Origin of the sequence: Treponema sp. OMZ 799 (assembly GCF_024181365.1) — a bacterium.
GTDB lineage: Bacteria > Spirochaetota > Spirochaetia > Treponematales > Treponemataceae > Treponema_B.
Genome location: NZ_CP051301.1, coordinates 1,998,205 through 2,012,189, shown reverse-complemented (window position 1 = coordinate 2,012,189; position 13,985 = coordinate 1,998,205). Strand labels below are relative to the sequence as shown.

The 13,985-nt window shown below is 29.6% G+C and carries 24 protein-coding genes; all 24 read left to right on the top strand.

Annotated features, from left to right (window positions below):
• Positions 1 to 6: 6 nt before the first annotated feature.
• The 24 genes from E4O04_RS09315 (at position 7) to E4O04_RS09210 (ending at position 13,982) form a co-directional block, all read left to right on the top strand.
• Positions 7 to 318 (top strand): hypothetical protein, encoded by a 312-nt coding sequence (locus E4O04_RS09315; protein WP_253707549.1) that lies wholly within the window; start codon positions 7 to 9, stop codon positions 316 to 318.
• Between the two features lie 203 nt (positions 319 to 521).
• Positions 522 to 743, top strand: a complete 222-nt coding sequence (locus tag E4O04_RS09310; protein WP_253707547.1) for a hypothetical protein — start codon at positions 522 to 524, stop codon at positions 741 to 743.
• A 145-nt stretch (positions 744 to 888) separates the two neighbouring features.
• Positions 889 to 1,527: a hypothetical protein gene (locus E4O04_RS09305; RefSeq protein WP_253707545.1), complete on the top strand. Its 639-nt coding sequence runs from the start codon at positions 889 to 891 to the stop codon at positions 1,525 to 1,527.
• 154 nt (positions 1,528 to 1,681) lie between these two features.
• Positions 1,682 to 2,227, top strand: coding sequence for a DUF2271 domain-containing protein (locus E4O04_RS09300; RefSeq protein WP_253707543.1), 546 nt, complete (start codon positions 1,682 to 1,684; stop codon positions 2,225 to 2,227).
• Positions 2,224 to 2,325: an HXXEE domain-containing protein gene (locus E4O04_RS14175; RefSeq protein WP_371922244.1), complete on the top strand. Its 102-nt coding sequence runs from the start codon at positions 2,224 to 2,226 to the stop codon at positions 2,323 to 2,325. The genes E4O04_RS09300 and E4O04_RS14175 overlap by 4 nt, the downstream gene beginning before the upstream one ends.
• A 52-nt stretch (positions 2,326 to 2,377) precedes the next feature.
• Positions 2,378 to 2,686: an HXXEE domain-containing protein gene (locus tag E4O04_RS14170; protein WP_371922243.1), complete on the top strand. Its 309-nt coding sequence runs from the start codon at positions 2,378 to 2,380 to the stop codon at positions 2,684 to 2,686.
• A gap of 622 nt (positions 2,687 to 3,308) precedes the next feature.
• Complete coding sequence (locus E4O04_RS09295) at positions 3,309 to 3,623, top strand: BrnT family toxin (protein WP_253687623.1); 315 nt, start codon at positions 3,309 to 3,311, stop codon at positions 3,621 to 3,623.
• Complete coding sequence (locus E4O04_RS09290) at positions 3,595 to 3,867, top strand: BrnA antitoxin family protein (protein WP_253687624.1); 273 nt, start codon at positions 3,595 to 3,597, stop codon at positions 3,865 to 3,867. The genes E4O04_RS09295 and E4O04_RS09290 overlap by 29 nt, the downstream gene beginning before the upstream one ends.
• 147 nt (positions 3,868 to 4,014) lie before the next feature.
• Entirely contained in the window at positions 4,015 to 4,386 is a 372-nt protein-coding gene (locus tag E4O04_RS09285) for a hypothetical protein (protein ID WP_253707541.1), read from the top strand.
• Between the two features lie 82 nt (positions 4,387 to 4,468).
• Positions 4,469 to 4,735 (top strand): type II toxin-antitoxin system Phd/YefM family antitoxin, encoded by a 267-nt coding sequence (locus E4O04_RS09280; RefSeq protein ID WP_371921952.1) that lies wholly within the window; start codon positions 4,469 to 4,471, stop codon positions 4,733 to 4,735.
• Positions 4,725 to 5,039, top strand: coding sequence for a type II toxin-antitoxin system RelE/ParE family toxin (locus E4O04_RS09275; RefSeq protein ID WP_253687640.1), 315 nt, complete (start codon positions 4,725 to 4,727; stop codon positions 5,037 to 5,039). The genes E4O04_RS09280 and E4O04_RS09275 overlap by 11 nt, the downstream gene beginning before the upstream one ends.
• A 113-nt stretch (positions 5,040 to 5,152) precedes the next feature.
• Positions 5,153 to 5,842: a dihydrofolate reductase family protein gene (locus E4O04_RS09270; protein WP_253707539.1), complete on the top strand. Its 690-nt coding sequence runs from the start codon at positions 5,153 to 5,155 to the stop codon at positions 5,840 to 5,842.
• A gap of 54 nt (positions 5,843 to 5,896) precedes the next feature.
• Positions 5,897 to 6,127: a tautomerase family protein gene (locus E4O04_RS09265; protein ID WP_253678035.1), complete on the top strand. Its 231-nt coding sequence runs from the start codon at positions 5,897 to 5,899 to the stop codon at positions 6,125 to 6,127.
• Positions 6,128 to 6,436: 309 nt separating this feature from the next.
• Complete coding sequence (locus E4O04_RS09260; RefSeq protein ID WP_253687643.1) at positions 6,437 to 6,760, top strand: nucleotidyltransferase domain-containing protein; 324 nt, start codon at positions 6,437 to 6,439, stop codon at positions 6,758 to 6,760.
• Positions 6,753 to 7,178, top strand: a complete 426-nt coding sequence (locus E4O04_RS09255; protein WP_253707537.1) for a HEPN domain-containing protein — start codon at positions 6,753 to 6,755, stop codon at positions 7,176 to 7,178. Before E4O04_RS09260 ends, E4O04_RS09255 begins: the two co-directional genes overlap by 8 nt.
• A gap of 377 nt (positions 7,179 to 7,555) precedes the next feature.
• Positions 7,556 to 8,038, top strand: coding sequence for a hypothetical protein (locus tag E4O04_RS09250; protein ID WP_253707535.1), 483 nt, complete (start codon positions 7,556 to 7,558; stop codon positions 8,036 to 8,038).
• Positions 8,039 to 8,089: 51 nt separating this feature from the next.
• Positions 8,090 to 8,416, top strand: coding sequence for a hypothetical protein (locus E4O04_RS09245; protein WP_253707533.1), 327 nt, complete (start codon positions 8,090 to 8,092; stop codon positions 8,414 to 8,416).
• A 535-nt stretch (positions 8,417 to 8,951) separates the two neighbouring features.
• Positions 8,952 to 9,461, top strand: coding sequence for a hypothetical protein (locus E4O04_RS09240; RefSeq protein ID WP_253687646.1), 510 nt, complete (start codon positions 8,952 to 8,954; stop codon positions 9,459 to 9,461).
• A gap of 14 nt (positions 9,462 to 9,475) precedes the next feature.
• A complete protein-coding gene (locus tag E4O04_RS09235; RefSeq protein WP_253707532.1) occupies positions 9,476 to 10,036 on the top strand; it encodes a GNAT family N-acetyltransferase in 561 nt (186 codons plus the stop codon).
• Positions 10,037 to 10,377: 341 nt separating this feature from the next.
• Entirely contained in the window at positions 10,378 to 10,869 is a 492-nt protein-coding gene (locus E4O04_RS09230; RefSeq protein WP_253707530.1) for a hypothetical protein, read from the top strand.
• Between the two features lie 74 nt (positions 10,870 to 10,943).
• On the top strand, positions 10,944 to 11,429 hold the full coding sequence (locus E4O04_RS09225) for a hypothetical protein (protein ID WP_253707528.1): 486 nt from the start codon (positions 10,944 to 10,946) through the stop codon (positions 11,427 to 11,429).
• Between the two features lie 138 nt (positions 11,430 to 11,567).
• Complete coding sequence (locus E4O04_RS09220) at positions 11,568 to 11,834, top strand: hypothetical protein (RefSeq protein ID WP_253707526.1); 267 nt, start codon at positions 11,568 to 11,570, stop codon at positions 11,832 to 11,834.
• A gap of 19 nt (positions 11,835 to 11,853) precedes the next feature.
• The gene (locus tag E4O04_RS09215; RefSeq protein WP_253707524.1) at positions 11,854 to 12,870 is read left to right on the top strand and encodes an IS5 family transposase; all 1,017 of its coding nucleotides are present in this window, start codon (positions 11,854 to 11,856) and stop codon (positions 12,868 to 12,870) included.
• 320 nt (positions 12,871 to 13,190) lie between these two features.
• Entirely contained in the window at positions 13,191 to 13,982 is a 792-nt protein-coding gene (locus tag E4O04_RS09210) for a class I SAM-dependent methyltransferase (protein ID WP_253707522.1), read from the top strand.
• Positions 13,983 to 13,985 lie beyond the last annotated feature (3 nt).

Sequence of the window (13,985 nt, the reverse complement as noted above, 5' to 3'; positions counted from 1 at the left end):
GAAAAAATGAAGAAATATAGATATTTAATTATATTATTTTGTATTATGTTGTTTTATAGTTGTTCTGCTAAAACTAAGTATTTAGATGAATATGGTGATATTAAAGGCGAGCACTGTAAGTCGTACTTTGCAATGATCAATGAATATATGTTAAAAAGTTCTGAAATTGATGAAAATAAACTTTTACCAGATATTCTTGAAAACGAACTTATTGAAAAATTACAAGGTTGGAATATTGGCGAGTTTTATTCACTTTCTGTTATGACTTTGCAGACAACATTGTTGCAAACAATTATTTTGTTATTCAGTCTGATTTAAAACATGGCTTATATGAAGTACATATACCAAAAAGCTATGATACAGAAGAAGGTGGAAAAATATGGAAATGTTATATAAATGTAATCTTTTTAGTTAAGAATAACAAAATTGTAAATTATCATGTTTTGAGAGAAGTTACATACTGTAAATTTATTATAAAAAATAATGAACTTCACTATATAACTGTTGATTCAAGTTTTGGAATGAACTATACACAAATTTATTATCAAGTTTATGATATGAATGATTTAAGTCTTAAAGTCAATGAACTGGTCTTTTCTACAGGTTCAGTTGTTCCTTCCGTTATAGTGTTTTGGAAGCAGAATGGTAGAAAAATTCTTTTTGAAGGCTTTTCCCATAGTGAGAGTGAGTTAATGTTTGAAAAATACTATAAAGAAATTGACCTAACAAGTGCTTCAAGCTGACATTGACTTTGTTATCAAAATTGCTCATAATTTTGATGATAATTTTTAGGTCAAGCCCACTAGCTTCAGTAATTGAGATGGCTCTGGTGTGGCAATCCCCCTTAAGCGAATATTTAGTGGATGCTTTTGGTGAGCTGAGGAAAAAATGAAAGAACAAGCTTTTTATTGTCGCACAAAAGAAAGAAGAAGAGAACTTATTAAAAAATATGATATTTTTCCATTAGCACATTTAAAATTAGTTAATGGTCAAACTAAATTAAGTGCTGCTGGTGATACTATTACCGATCAATATTATTGTTTTACCTATAAAAATAGAATTAATGAAAATGATAATGGCTCTTTTTTTTGTGGATTGTTTGTGGCAAATGATTTTCTGGATATACTTAATCTAAATTCTCTTCCTCTATTTAATCCGTTTCATTCAGGTACACATAATACAATAAATAAAATAGAAATTAATGTTGAAAAATCAAATAAAGATAATTCTTGGAATGCTTTAGCGAAAGAAGCTTTTATAGCGATAAATATTCTTATTATGGTTTGGAATATTGTTCCATATGGGAAATTAGAAAAAATCCTTAATGATATAGTGAAATATCCAAAATCAGAACCATATTCATGGAAAATAAAAGAGATTAATAGAATCATTGGGTTTGATATTTCAAAAAGAACACTTACAGAAATGATAAATGAACTCATTTCTATGGATAAAAGAATAAAACAATACCAGTTTCCAGAAATGAAAAAAGTTCTTCGAAATGAAGGTATGGATATTTATATATAAAAAACACCTAACACCCGCTTCAACCTGACAAACGGGACTGAGCCCGTTTGCAGGTTAAGCGAATGTTAGGTGGACGTGCCCATGGCACGCTAAATAAGACTAATGTATGTCTTCTAAATTTTATACCTCAAGGAAAGGTAAGGAGATTTGTAAGATGAAAAAAATAATATTAACTATTCTAATCATTTTTATCGTCTTTTCTGGAAATATATTTGCAGAGGACTTAGATAATCAGGAAAAAATCATAAGCATCGATTTTGATTTTACCAGAAAATTCGGCTTAGCAAGTAATCAATTTGCTGTATGGGTTGAAAACGACAAAGGTATTCTCGTAAAAAATTTATTTGTTACGGATTTTACAGCAGGGAAGGGTTGGGAAAAAAGAGCGGAAAGCCTACCTTTATGGAGAAAAGCGGTAAAAGATATCGGCATAGACGGAATAAGCAGTGCAACTCCTAAATCCGGAAAGGTTCAATTAGAATGGGATATCAAAAATGAAAATGGAGAATTTGTAGAAAAGGGAACCTATAAAATATGTATTGAAGCAAATATAAAATGGGAAAATACCGTATTATTTACATGTGAGATAAAAATAGATGATAAGATCACAATAGGTGAAATTACCGAAAAAATATCGGGCAAAGGTTATGATAAACAAAATCTGATAACTACTGTAGAGATAAAATATAAGGAATTATGAATAGTATACATATCATTATATGGATTTTTCCTTTACTCTTTATACTTCACGATTTTGAAGAAATTATTTTGATAAAATATTGGATTCAAAAAAAATAAAAACTATCTGCAAGAAATAGTACCGTCAAGATTCATACCTGTTATTAATCACATGAAAAAAATCTCAACGGCAGCATTTGCATTCGGTGTGGCAGAAGAGTATATACTTATTCTGATAATATGTAGTATTTCTTTTTTGACTAATCGGTATTATTTATGGATAGGGTGCTTTGTTGCTTTTATTTTGCATATGATTGTTCATGTTTTTCAGGCAATATTTATAAAAAGATATATACCTTCATTGGCTACAAGCTTAATATGTACCCCAATATCCATAGCTATATTGGTTAATATATGGAATCAATTCATCCTTTCAAGAATAATTTTTTATTCATTATTGAGTTGCATTATAATGATATGAAATCTCATTTTCATACATTGGTTAATGGGAAAATTAGAGAACATGTTTAATAAGGTATACAATAAATCTGAAAAATTATGATGATGGTAGTATAGAGATGAAGAAGATATTTACAGATTCATCAAAAAAATATTGGAGCAAAAATACTGCTGTCAGTGGAAATTTTCTCAATGATTATTTATACACACTTGCTTATTAGAACTTTCATATAAGCAATGTAAAGAAAAAAGTAGTTATTATAATGTATCTATTTTATGCAAAACGTGATTATGGAAAATTATTATAAACACCTAACACCCGCTTCAACCCGACATTGCGGACGAGCCGCAAAGCAGGTTAAGCGAATGTTAGGTTGACAAGCTAACCGCTTGCGGAAAGACTTGTACTTAATCTGCAAATATATTAATTTGTATAGAAATTTATATATTAATAAAGTCTAAAACTGAAAATATAATTCTTAGATTTGCTAAGAATGAAAACAGCTTAATATATGCTAAAATAAAAAGTTAGCTATGGAGTTTATTTGAAATTTGTTAAATAAATAAAAGTTTCGTTTTTCATAATTTAAGCATATGCTTGACAATATATCCTTATAAATATATACTTTTGATAGGGATATTTTATGGGTAAAACTGTTATAAGTGAAAATCGTCGTTTTGAATGGGATGAAGAAAAGAATGAAATCAACTGTAAAAAACATGGTTTCGGGTTTGAAGAGATAACGGATGTCTTTGATGATCCATATTTTCTTGTCCGATATGATAAAAATCATTCTGTTGATGAAGAAAGATGGAATGGTATAGGTTGTATAAATGGAATGTTGGTTCTTGTAACTACTTTTACGGAACGTGAACGAATTAGAATTATTTCAGCTCAAAGAGCAGATAATGATTTGAAGGAGGTCTATTATGATTACATCAAAAAAATTAACGGCTGAACGAATTGCAGAAATTGAGAAATTCCCTATTACCTATGATGAAGATTCTCCGAAATTCTCAAAGGAAGAATTACAGGAATTTGTTCCGTATCATAAAGAGTATTTCGACATAACACCAAAAAAGGTATCAATTTCATTTAAAATTGATGCTGATATTCTTGCAATGATGAAGGCAACTGGTAAAGGTTATCAGACAAGAATAAACAAATGTCTTAGAGATGCTGTTTTCGAAGGTAGATTTTAACCTAACACCCGCTTCAACCTGACATTGCGGAGTAGCCGCAAATGCAGGTTAAGCGAATGTTAGGTTGACCTGCCTACGGCAGGCAGGTGCGGAACCGACCTATAACATTTATTTCGATCTAAAAATAAATATTATAGGAGAAATTTTATGGACGAATTTGTAGAACGCCTTGCAGGTATAGGAATCCCAGCATTGATTTTTATAATCGTAATGAGTAGTACTGGTCTTGTAGGGGCCGCAGCAGTAACAGCGACATTGGCGTTACTTGGACCTGGTGGAATGATAGGTGGAGTTATAACATTAATAGTTATAGGAGCTGGTTCTTCAGTAATAGCCAAATATGGATATGAAGCTATTATTTCTGCAACTTGTAAAAAAATCATGGAAAAAGAACATCTTTCAAAAGATGATATGTGTGCAAGGATAGATTCATATTATATTACTAAAGGTTTACGAGAAAAAATAAAAGCAAAAATTAGAGAATCATACGTTTTAAGTTTTCTCCCTATGATTATGTAAAAATTCATAGGGAGTTTTACTGTAAGAAAGTATTTTCTATAGACATAAAGGTATTATTATGGTATAATAAGGTCACTAGGAGGTGCATATGCCGCAAATAGTACCAATTAGAGACTTAAAAAATACTAGTACGATTTCAAATCTTTGTCATGAAACAAATGAGCCGATTTTTATAACAAAAAATGGCTATGGTGATATGGTTATTATGAGTATGGAAACATATGAAAAAAATGCTTTTTTTAATGATCTTTATAGTAATTTGGAAGAAGCAGAAATGGATTTACAAAACGGCAGGGTTTCCGGTATTGATGAGGCCGTAGAGGAGATAAAAAATCGCTATGATTTATGATGTTCAAATCACTGATAAGGCAAAGAGAGATTTGAATGAAATTGTAAGATATATAAAAGAGATACTTGTAAATTCAAATGCTGCATCAAGTTTATTAGATGATTTTTTTAGACAAAAATCTTTTTTAACTGAAAATCCATATATGTTTCCTAGATGTTCTATTTTGAGATTGCATAAAAAAGGTTATCATCGTTTTATATTTAAGAATAATTATCTAGCATTATATTTAATTGATGAAGAGAAAAAGATAGTTACTATAATGCATATATTTTATGCAAAACGTGATTATGGAAAATTATTATAAAAACCTAACACTCGCTTCAACCTGACATTGCGGAGTAGCCGCAAATGCAGGTTAAGCGAATGTTATGTGGACGCCCGCACTGGGGCGCTTAATAGTAAAATGGAAATCAAAATATGGAAAATAAGAACAGACCAATAACAACATTGTTTATGCTGGTATCAGTTGATGGAAAAATAAGTACAGGCTCGACTGATGAACTTGATGTAGATAAAGATTTTCCTAAAATCAAAGGTTTAAAAGAAGGCCTGCATCAATACTATGAAATCGAACAAACTACTGATTTATGGTCTTTTAATACAGGTCGAGTTCAGGAAAAGATGGGAGCAAACAAAAATACTTTACCTCCAAAAACACCTGTTTCATTTGTTTTGCTAGATAATTCACATTTGGATGAGCGAGGAATAAAGTATTTTTGCGCCAAGTCAAAAGAATTTGTTCTTATGACATCTAACAAAAATCATCCAGCTTATTCAGTTAATGAGGAAAATTTTCATATATTGTATCAGGAAAAATTTTCTTTAAAGAATGGTCTTTACCAGTTAAAAAATGATTTTGGCTGTGAACGTCTTACCGTTCAAAGCGGAGGCACTGTGAATTCTATTTTTCTACGAGAAAAGCTGATTGATTTTGTAGACATAGTTTTGGCTCCTGTCCTCATAGGCGGAAAAGATACATCCACACTTATAGACGGTAAATCCATAATGTCTGAAAAAGAGCTTGCATCATTAGGAGTATTGAAGTTATTGGAGTGTAAAACTTTAAGCAATTCATACATTCGTCTTAGATATAGGGTAATCAGCTGAAGTTTAGGGCTAAACAAGATAGCAGCAAACCCCGCTTTAATTGGAGGAAAATAAATGCCACACGTAGAAATCAAATGTTTTCCTGGAAGAACAGAAAATCAGAAGAAATTGTGTGCTAAAAAAATTTCAGAAGTAATCGCAGAAACATTAGGATGTAAAACTTCAAGCGTTTCAGTAGCAATTAAGGATGTCCCAGAAGAAAAATGGAAAGAAGAAGTTTGGAACAAATCAATTATTTCGGAAAAGGAATTTTTATATAAGAACCCAGAATATACATGTAACTGAAAATCTTACAAAATAAATAGTACGGTATAACAAAGGTTCGTAGCCGACAGCGGGTCGAGCCCGCTGCGGTACAACCAATTGTTAGACCGATGCCTCATGGCACAATTAACTGCAACTTTGAAAAAATAGGGTGCGTTTTTTATAAATTAAAGCATAAAACCAAAATTAATAGCTTAAATTTTTTTGGATAAAGTTGTATTATAATATCTACTTGGATAAGGAAAAGTAAACTTTTATCTGAGGATTTTATTAATTCTTATTTTCTGACAAAAAATTCAAAATATGGTATAATAGAGGGAGAGAGATGCTATGAAAGCAGAGATAAAGAAAGAATTGGATATTCTTGTTAATGCGATATGTAACAATATGAAAGTTAATGAAATTTACCTCTTCGGATCTTACGCATATGGAAAACCAACAAAAGATAGTGATTTTGATCTTTATGTTGTAATTCCTGATAATTCTGTCCGTCCATTGATAGCTATGCAAGAACTTGGACTTGCAATTTCATCATATCAAAAGCGCCCTGTGGATTTACTTGTTTCAAACAGTAGTTCCTTTAATAAAAGGAAAAACATTACTTCCTGTATAGAAAGTGAAGTTGTAAAAAAAGGAGTAAAACTATATGAATAATCCATCGGAAATTTCAAAAGAGTGGTATTCCTATGCAGAACGGGATTTAATTACTGCAAACCATCTTGTCAAGACTCTTCATCCTGTTCCGCTTGAAATTTTCTGTTATCATTGTCAACAGTCATCAGAAAAATTTTTAAAAGGCTATATTGCAGATCAAAATAAAGCCATTCAGAAAACTCATGATTTAAAATTGCTTGTAAACGAATGTATGCAGACAAAAGCGGAGTTTAAGACTATTGAACAGGAATGTGCTCGACTGACACCTTATGGAGTTCAGTCAAGATATCCATTTGCAATGGAAATTGAAGAAGAAGACATGAAAAAAGCATTAAATGATGCTAATAAGATAAAAGCATTTGTAAACAATATTTACAAATCGGATGAAAATAATCAAATATCTGAAGAGAATATCTGATAAAAAGACAGCCTCTAACTCATTTTGAAGGTTTTCTAAGTATTTTAAACTTGCTAAGAATATCAATGGAATATAAGACCTCCGGATGGTTTGGTATTTAGAATATAAAGCTGTTAATTTATATAAAATTTTAGCTTTTTATTTAAGAATGTATAGTACTAAAAAGCAAAGTAGTGTAAAATTAAAAGCATAATTGTTAATATAAGCGATTAAACAAAATAAAAGTGTCTAACACCCGCTTCAACCTGACATTGCGGAGTAGCCGCAAATGCAGGTTAAGCGGGTGTTATGCTCACATGCCACTGGTGTGGTTGAGAAAGAAAAAAGTAAGTGACTTTTGTCTCTTGTAAAAAAAAGTAATTTTAGAGGAGGATTAAATGATATTTAAAGAAATCAAAAAAGATTCAACATGGGTTGAAGTTGATTATATGGCAACATGGAAATATGGATATGATTTTATTCTGGATGCAGTTCAAGTTTTAATCGATATGGATTTCAGAGATAATACTCAAAAAGCAGCTACTTTTTTTATTGCCGGAGCCCCCGATAAAGATCATATCGAGGAATTAAGAGAATCCAACCTTAAAGTAAGAGAATGTCCTGTATTTCAAAAAGAATGTGGGGGAATTTCGATTGCAGGAAGCAGTTCATTTATGGAGGTCTTATTTCAAATTTGTTTCTTTAACCAGACTAATGTTATTAAATTGTTTTGTCCGGTAAAAGAATACTTCGAAAAAAATGGTGATCGAGTCTTTGATAACTATCTTAATAGTATTGAAATAAAAGCATATTGTGCAGATACAGAAAGGAGAGTAAGAGAAGAATTGAAACCTAAATTAAAAAAAATAAAAACCACATAACACAGTTTTCAAATCCAAAAAACCGATCAAGGCTATTTGCGTTTTAAAATAATGTTATCTGGATTGCCCAATGGACAACGGAGGAAAAAAATTAAATTAATTGTTTCAGGAATTCATTTTTATTCTCAGTTGGATGAAGAAGCTTTTGATTTTTGCTTAAACAATATTTCTAATAAATTTATTAAAATTGATTCAAAAATCATAATCCATATAGAAAGAAAATCCTTAAATATAGAAAAACTTAGAAATATTTTCGGCTTAAAAGCAAGGTATAACATTACGATTGAAAATATAGATGAATTAGTATACGAAAAAAATAAAGATTTTATATTAAATCCTAATAGTTATTGGTATAAATATTTTAATAAAAAACAATAGTTAAACAAGTCAAGCTTGCTGAGTAAAGGAATAAAAAAAAGGATTATATGTTTGAGTTGAATATACTTTGGGCACTTATGTGGCTCATGCAGGTGAAAAAAATGATAAAGAAGTATTTAAGCAAGGCTTTTATGGTTTCACCTTTGATAGTATTCATCTGAATACTTTATAAAATTCATTAAAATAAAGAACTATGTACAATTAATAACTGCTTTTGTTTATATTTTAATTTTTTATTTGTACAATAAATAGAATTTTCAAAATACTTGTAAGCAAAAATAATAATAAATTCTTGAATCAAAAAGTAAATATCTTATTTGATTATTTAAAAAATACAGTAAAACAAAAAAAGAAGGAAATTTTGAATCTTCTCAAACATATGAATGGATATGAATCGGACTTTTTTAATTTAGTGAAAATAAATCAAAGAAATAAAATACATAACACAGCTTTCAAATCCAACAAACTGGTTAAGCGGTTTATGGGCTAAAATTATGTTATGTGCATAACAAAAGGCGTTGGAAAATATAAGTAAATGAATCTCACATTTGGAAATATAAGAAAGTCTAAAAAATTAAAATATTACTACACGGAAGATTTAGACGATATTGAATATTTGAAAAAACTGGAAGAGTATCATCTAACAATTGAAAATAATTTTTATAGTTCTTTTATAGAAATTGAAAATTATTTGCATGATTCAAAAATCAAAATTAAAAAAGAAGGTAATACGGTTATTTTAGATGTACATAGTTGTGATAATGATTTAAATGAACCAATAAACTTTCATATAATTTTTGAAGAAGCAAAAATTATATCCTGGAATTGTGTAAAAGAAAATGGACATATTTCACGATTAAACAAGAAGTATATTCCGACAGAATATGGTTATGAAGAATTTTATGAGGATAATGAAAAAAAATATGTATCAATTATCATGTTTGGTAAAAAAAATAAAAAAACTATCTATTATCCTTTTGTTACAATTCAGTTTCAAAAAATTAAAATAGAAAGATATGTAATTGGAATTAGGAATAAAAATTAATTATTATTATTATTATGAAAGGAGTACATTTTAATATGGTTATTGCTAGCTCAGAAAAGTGTAATTTAGTAAGTAGAGAAAAGGACGACTTTGAGTGGTATTGGTATTGGCTAAACAATGGTGATTGGAGAAATACTGATGCTCCATGGGAAATAACACATCCAAATGAAAAGGAAGAAATTAGAGAGTTATTTTTAAAAAGTATTGATGAGGAAAGAAATGGAATAAAAAGTAGAGTTTGGATTGAATCAAATAATACTAGAATAGGTAGTTTAAACGCCTATGGATTCAAAAAAGAAACTAAATCGATAAAAATTGGAATAGGAATATATGAATCGCAGTATCGAGGATTAGGAATAGCTCAATCTGCATTAAAACTTTGGATGAAGTATTTTTTTGAAAATTTAGATATTACTCGTCTTGAACTTGAGACTTATGATTTTAATAAACCGATGATTCGTGTGGCAGAGAAAATAGGATTAAAATTAGATAAGGTTGAAATGAATATTAGAGAGTGGAATGATTTGATGGTTGATAAGTACTATTTTAGTATTAATAAAAATGAGTACAAATAAACATTTCTAATGGTTTATTAATACTATTATGACAATTATTACGGTGGTAATTACAAAAACCTCTGTAGAAATGCTAAAACCATTAAGAGTAAAAGTGGTAAAAATATTCAAACAGCATATTAGTGTTTCTGTGCTTATTAGTGCTGTTATATTTGGGTTGGGATATTTAATTTTTATAACAACAGGTATAAGCAGGAATTTGGTATTTCGAATAGTTATTTTTACAACAAACATTGTTTAACAAATAAACCATTAATTTTTACACCGACAAAATATTTCGACTTGATTGAAGAAAAAGTCTAACACTCGCTTTAATGCTAACGGTAAGGAGGTATGATACAATGACAATAACGATAATATCAACTCTTATGTTGATGATTTTTTATTTTCTTTTGTTGTATGGAGGGGTCGCTTTTGTTCAAAACAAGAAGTTTTTTTCTTCAGCGCCCAAAGAGGTTTATGATGCCGTTCCGGACAGAAAAGAACGATTTCACGGTGCCCATGTGATCGGTTGGGTTATAATTGCACTTGCTTTTCTTATCTTTTTGGGTGCATTTATACTTGGTGCATGGAATGGAATTCGTAATGATTTTAGCTTCATTGAGTTTTTTATAAGATTTCTAATCATGCTTTATGGGATGGAGACTTTCGATATTGTGTTTTTTGATTGGGTCCTTCTCTGTCATTCAAATTTCTTCCCTCATTTTTATCCGGAAGTTAAGGATATCGTCAGACCGCATTTGTTTGGATTTAATTGGAAAGCACATATTATTCATTACATTGTATATATTCCCATTTGTGCCGCTTTAGCGTGGATATGCACTCTGATATAACTCTAAAATAATAAATTAGAAAATATAAATTATGAAGTTAGATGTATAGCTTGTAACACCGGAAAGGAGTGGAAATGAAAAAACTATTTTTAATATTATTAATTTTAATTATAAATATTCCCTGTTTTTCGCAAGTGATAAATATAGATTATTTTCCAAAAAATAATGATATTGATAAGCAATATGAAATAGATATGCAATCTTGGAGTACTAATTATGAATGGCGGATTATTATTGGAAAATATTTATCTATTTGGAAAAGACAAATGTATTTGGAAATGGAAAGACTTATTTCAATCATTCCACATTTTGAAAAAGAAATAATAAAAAATCAAAAAAAATGGGAAGAAGCTATAGAACAGGATTTTAAATTAATAGCTGAAAATGTTGATCTCAATAAAATAGGACGAGAAGTATATATTGGTGAATATTGCACTGCAAGAATAGAACTTTATAGAAACAAAGCAATATATTATTTATGTCTTTATTACACAATCAAAGATCAGATATCAGAAGATAATTTATATACTGATATTAAAAAAGCTGAACTAGCAAAATAAATATTAACTTATTTAATCTTATTATTGTTTCAAAGATGAATTATGTTGCGGTTCGTGAAAAATTCATTCAGCTTGATATTATTTTTAAGCCGTAAAAGAAATCGGATAATATGAAATTGATTAATAGGATGTAAGCTCATGAAATATGATTTTAATTTTCTTGAAGATTATTTTAAAGATTACAATGTAACTATAAAAAAAGATGGCGATATATCTTTTAAAATTACTTTAGATCAAGAAGTTACAATATATTTTCAAAATGCAGAGAATGAAGATGATTCATTAATTGCGTTTGTAAATGGTGAGTGGCATTGTCATGATGATATAATTTTTTCCGGAAAAAAACGGCTATTATATATCTTTAAATTATGGGCACCTCTAAAAACCCCCTTTAAAAAAGATTAAAAAGATGATAAAATGAGATATGAAACAAAAAGGATTATTTGATGAAGAAGATCGTTTAAGAGTATTAAGCAAGTTAGGAGATAGTCTTGAAAAATTAAACGAAAAAATAAATTGGGAAATATTCAAACCACTATTAAAAAAAGCATTAACCAAAGAGCCAAAAGGTTTAGGCGGAAGGCCTGCATACGATTATGTAATGATGTTTAAAATAATAATCTTACAAAAATTATACAACATAAGTGATGATCAAACGGAATATCAAATAAACGATCGGCTATCCTTTATGAGATTTTTAGGATTGGAATTAAAAGATAAAGTACCCGATGCAAAAACAATATGGCTTTTTAAAGAAAAACTCATTGAAGCGAGAGTATCAAAAAAGTTATTTGAAAAGTTTGGAAAAGAATTAGCCAGGAATAACTTAATAGGAAAAGAGGGAACGATAATAGATGCGACAATAGTAGAAGCTCCGATACAGCATAACAGCAAAGATGAAAATGAACAAATAAAAAACGGAAAAATTCCTGAACAATGGCAAGAAAAACAAAATAAGGCAAAATTATCGCAAAAAGACTGTGATGCGAGGTGGACAAAGAAGCACAAACGTAGCTATTACGGTTATAAAGATCATATAAAAATAGATAAAAAAAGTAAGCTTATATTGAAAGCGACGGTAACAGCAGCCAATGTTCATGATAGTAGAGAGTTAAAAAATTTGGTTGAAAGGGAAGATGAAAGATTATACGCAGATAGTGCCTATATAGGAGAAGAAATAGAGCGAGTTTTAAAAGCGAAAGGAATAGAAGGGCAAATTTGTGAAAGAGGAGCAAGAGGAAAACCTCTTACTAAAAAACAAAAAATCAGTAACAGAAAAAAATCAAAAATACGGGCGAGAGTAGAACATGTATTTGGCTTTATGACAAACTCAATGAAAGGTATATATGTAAGAACGATAGGATTAGCTCGTGCAACATTTTCGATAATAATGATGAACTTAACATACAACTTATGCCGATATTGCTATCTAAAGAAATAAAATGAGGGAGCATATATGTAATAAAATGAAAAGTAAGGGAACTAAGATAAAGAATCCAAGTTTTACACTAGACAATTTATAAAAAAGCTACTAAATAATAAATAGGTACACTAAAAAATAGGTTTTTAGAGGTGCTCTTGATTTTATTTCAGAAATAATTAAAGGGAATGTATTAATTTGTTTATTATATTCAGCCGGAAAATTAAAAGATATTTTTCCTATTCATAAAAATTATTTTGATGAACTCGATTATATGGAATTTGGTGAAGGGTTAAGAATAAAAAAATTGAAAATAGAAAAAAAATTTGGAGAACTTAATTATGAGCAAGAGAATTGAAATATTAAATTCTTTTTATGATGATATCGATGAAGACTCTAGGTTGGACAGAAGCCGTTATGGACAATTGGAGTATATCACTACAATGAACTATATTCACCGATATGCAAAAGCCGGAGCGAAGATATTGGAAATTGGAGCCGGTACAGGCAGATATTCCATTACCTTGGCAAAGGAAGGATATAAGGTAACGGCTGTTGAACTGGTAGAAAGCAATCTTGAGGTGCTGAGAAAAAACGGCAGCGGTATTAAAAATATCGTTTCTTATCAGGGGGATGCCTTAAATCTTGATAAATTTGAAGATAATAAATTTGACATTACATTATTATTCGGGCCGATGTATCATTTATATGATAAAAAAGATGTACACAAAGCATTGGATGAAGCAATTCGCGTTACAAAAAAAGGCGGAATAATTTTGACGGCTTTTCTTTCCGTATATGCCATTATGAACAACAATTACCTTAAAGAAAATCTTGCCGCAGGTATAAAGATGAACTTCGATGATGATTATAAAGTTAAACATTTTGAAGAACAGCTGTTTACAGGCTATGACATTACAGAATTTGAACAGCTTTTTGAATCTCATAAGACAAAGTATCTGACTACCGTTGCTGTAGACAATATTTTGGAATCGGCAGAAGGTAGAACCGATTTTAAAATGCAGGATAAAGACTTTGAGCTATTTGTGAAGTATCACTTAGCAACATGTGAAAAAAGGGAATTGCTTGGAGCTTCAAGTCATCTATTATATATATGCAAAAAAGAAGATTGAACT

Coding starts and splice junctions, on each gene's coding strand:
- E4O04_RS09315 (WP_253707549.1), top strand. CDS start 7: ATGAAGAAATATAGATATTTAATTATATTATTTTGTATTATGTTGTTT.
- E4O04_RS09310 (WP_253707547.1), top strand. CDS start 522: ATGAACTATACACAAATTTATTATCAAGTTTATGATATGAATGATTTA.
- E4O04_RS09305 (WP_253707545.1), top strand. CDS start 889: ATGAAAGAACAAGCTTTTTATTGTCGCACAAAAGAAAGAAGAAGAGAA.
- E4O04_RS09300 (WP_253707543.1), top strand. CDS start 1,682: ATGAAAAAAATAATATTAACTATTCTAATCATTTTTATCGTCTTTTCT.
- E4O04_RS14175 (WP_371922244.1), top strand. CDS start 2,224: ATGAATAGTATACATATCATTATATGGATTTTTCCTTTACTCTTTATA.
- E4O04_RS14170 (WP_371922243.1), top strand. CDS start 2,378: ATGAAAAAAATCTCAACGGCAGCATTTGCATTCGGTGTGGCAGAAGAG.
- E4O04_RS09295 (WP_253687623.1), top strand. CDS start 3,309: ATGGGTAAAACTGTTATAAGTGAAAATCGTCGTTTTGAATGGGATGAA.
- E4O04_RS09290 (WP_253687624.1), top strand. CDS start 3,595: ATGATTACATCAAAAAAATTAACGGCTGAACGAATTGCAGAAATTGAG.
- E4O04_RS09285 (WP_253707541.1), top strand. CDS start 4,015: ATGGACGAATTTGTAGAACGCCTTGCAGGTATAGGAATCCCAGCATTG.
- E4O04_RS09275 (WP_253687640.1), top strand. CDS start 4,725: ATGATTTATGATGTTCAAATCACTGATAAGGCAAAGAGAGATTTGAAT.
- E4O04_RS09270 (WP_253707539.1), top strand. CDS start 5,153: ATGGAAAATAAGAACAGACCAATAACAACATTGTTTATGCTGGTATCA.
- E4O04_RS09265 (WP_253678035.1), top strand. CDS start 5,897: ATGCCACACGTAGAAATCAAATGTTTTCCTGGAAGAACAGAAAATCAG.
- E4O04_RS09260 (WP_253687643.1), top strand. CDS start 6,437: ATGAAAGCAGAGATAAAGAAAGAATTGGATATTCTTGTTAATGCGATA.
- E4O04_RS09255 (WP_253707537.1), top strand. CDS start 6,753: ATGAATAATCCATCGGAAATTTCAAAAGAGTGGTATTCCTATGCAGAA.
- E4O04_RS09250 (WP_253707535.1), top strand. CDS start 7,556: ATGATATTTAAAGAAATCAAAAAAGATTCAACATGGGTTGAAGTTGAT.
- E4O04_RS09245 (WP_253707533.1), top strand. CDS start 8,090: ATGTTATCTGGATTGCCCAATGGACAACGGAGGAAAAAAATTAAATTA.
- E4O04_RS09240 (WP_253687646.1), top strand. CDS start 8,952: ATGAATCTCACATTTGGAAATATAAGAAAGTCTAAAAAATTAAAATAT.
- E4O04_RS09235 (WP_253707532.1), top strand. CDS start 9,476: ATGAAAGGAGTACATTTTAATATGGTTATTGCTAGCTCAGAAAAGTGT.
- E4O04_RS09230 (WP_253707530.1), top strand. CDS start 10,378: ATGACAATAACGATAATATCAACTCTTATGTTGATGATTTTTTATTTT.
- E4O04_RS09225 (WP_253707528.1), top strand. CDS start 10,944: ATGAAAAAACTATTTTTAATATTATTAATTTTAATTATAAATATTCCC.
- E4O04_RS09220 (WP_253707526.1), top strand. CDS start 11,568: ATGAAATATGATTTTAATTTTCTTGAAGATTATTTTAAAGATTACAAT.
- E4O04_RS09215 (WP_253707524.1), top strand. CDS start 11,854: ATGAAACAAAAAGGATTATTTGATGAAGAAGATCGTTTAAGAGTATTA.
- E4O04_RS09210 (WP_253707522.1), top strand. CDS start 13,191: ATGAGCAAGAGAATTGAAATATTAAATTCTTTTTATGATGATATCGAT.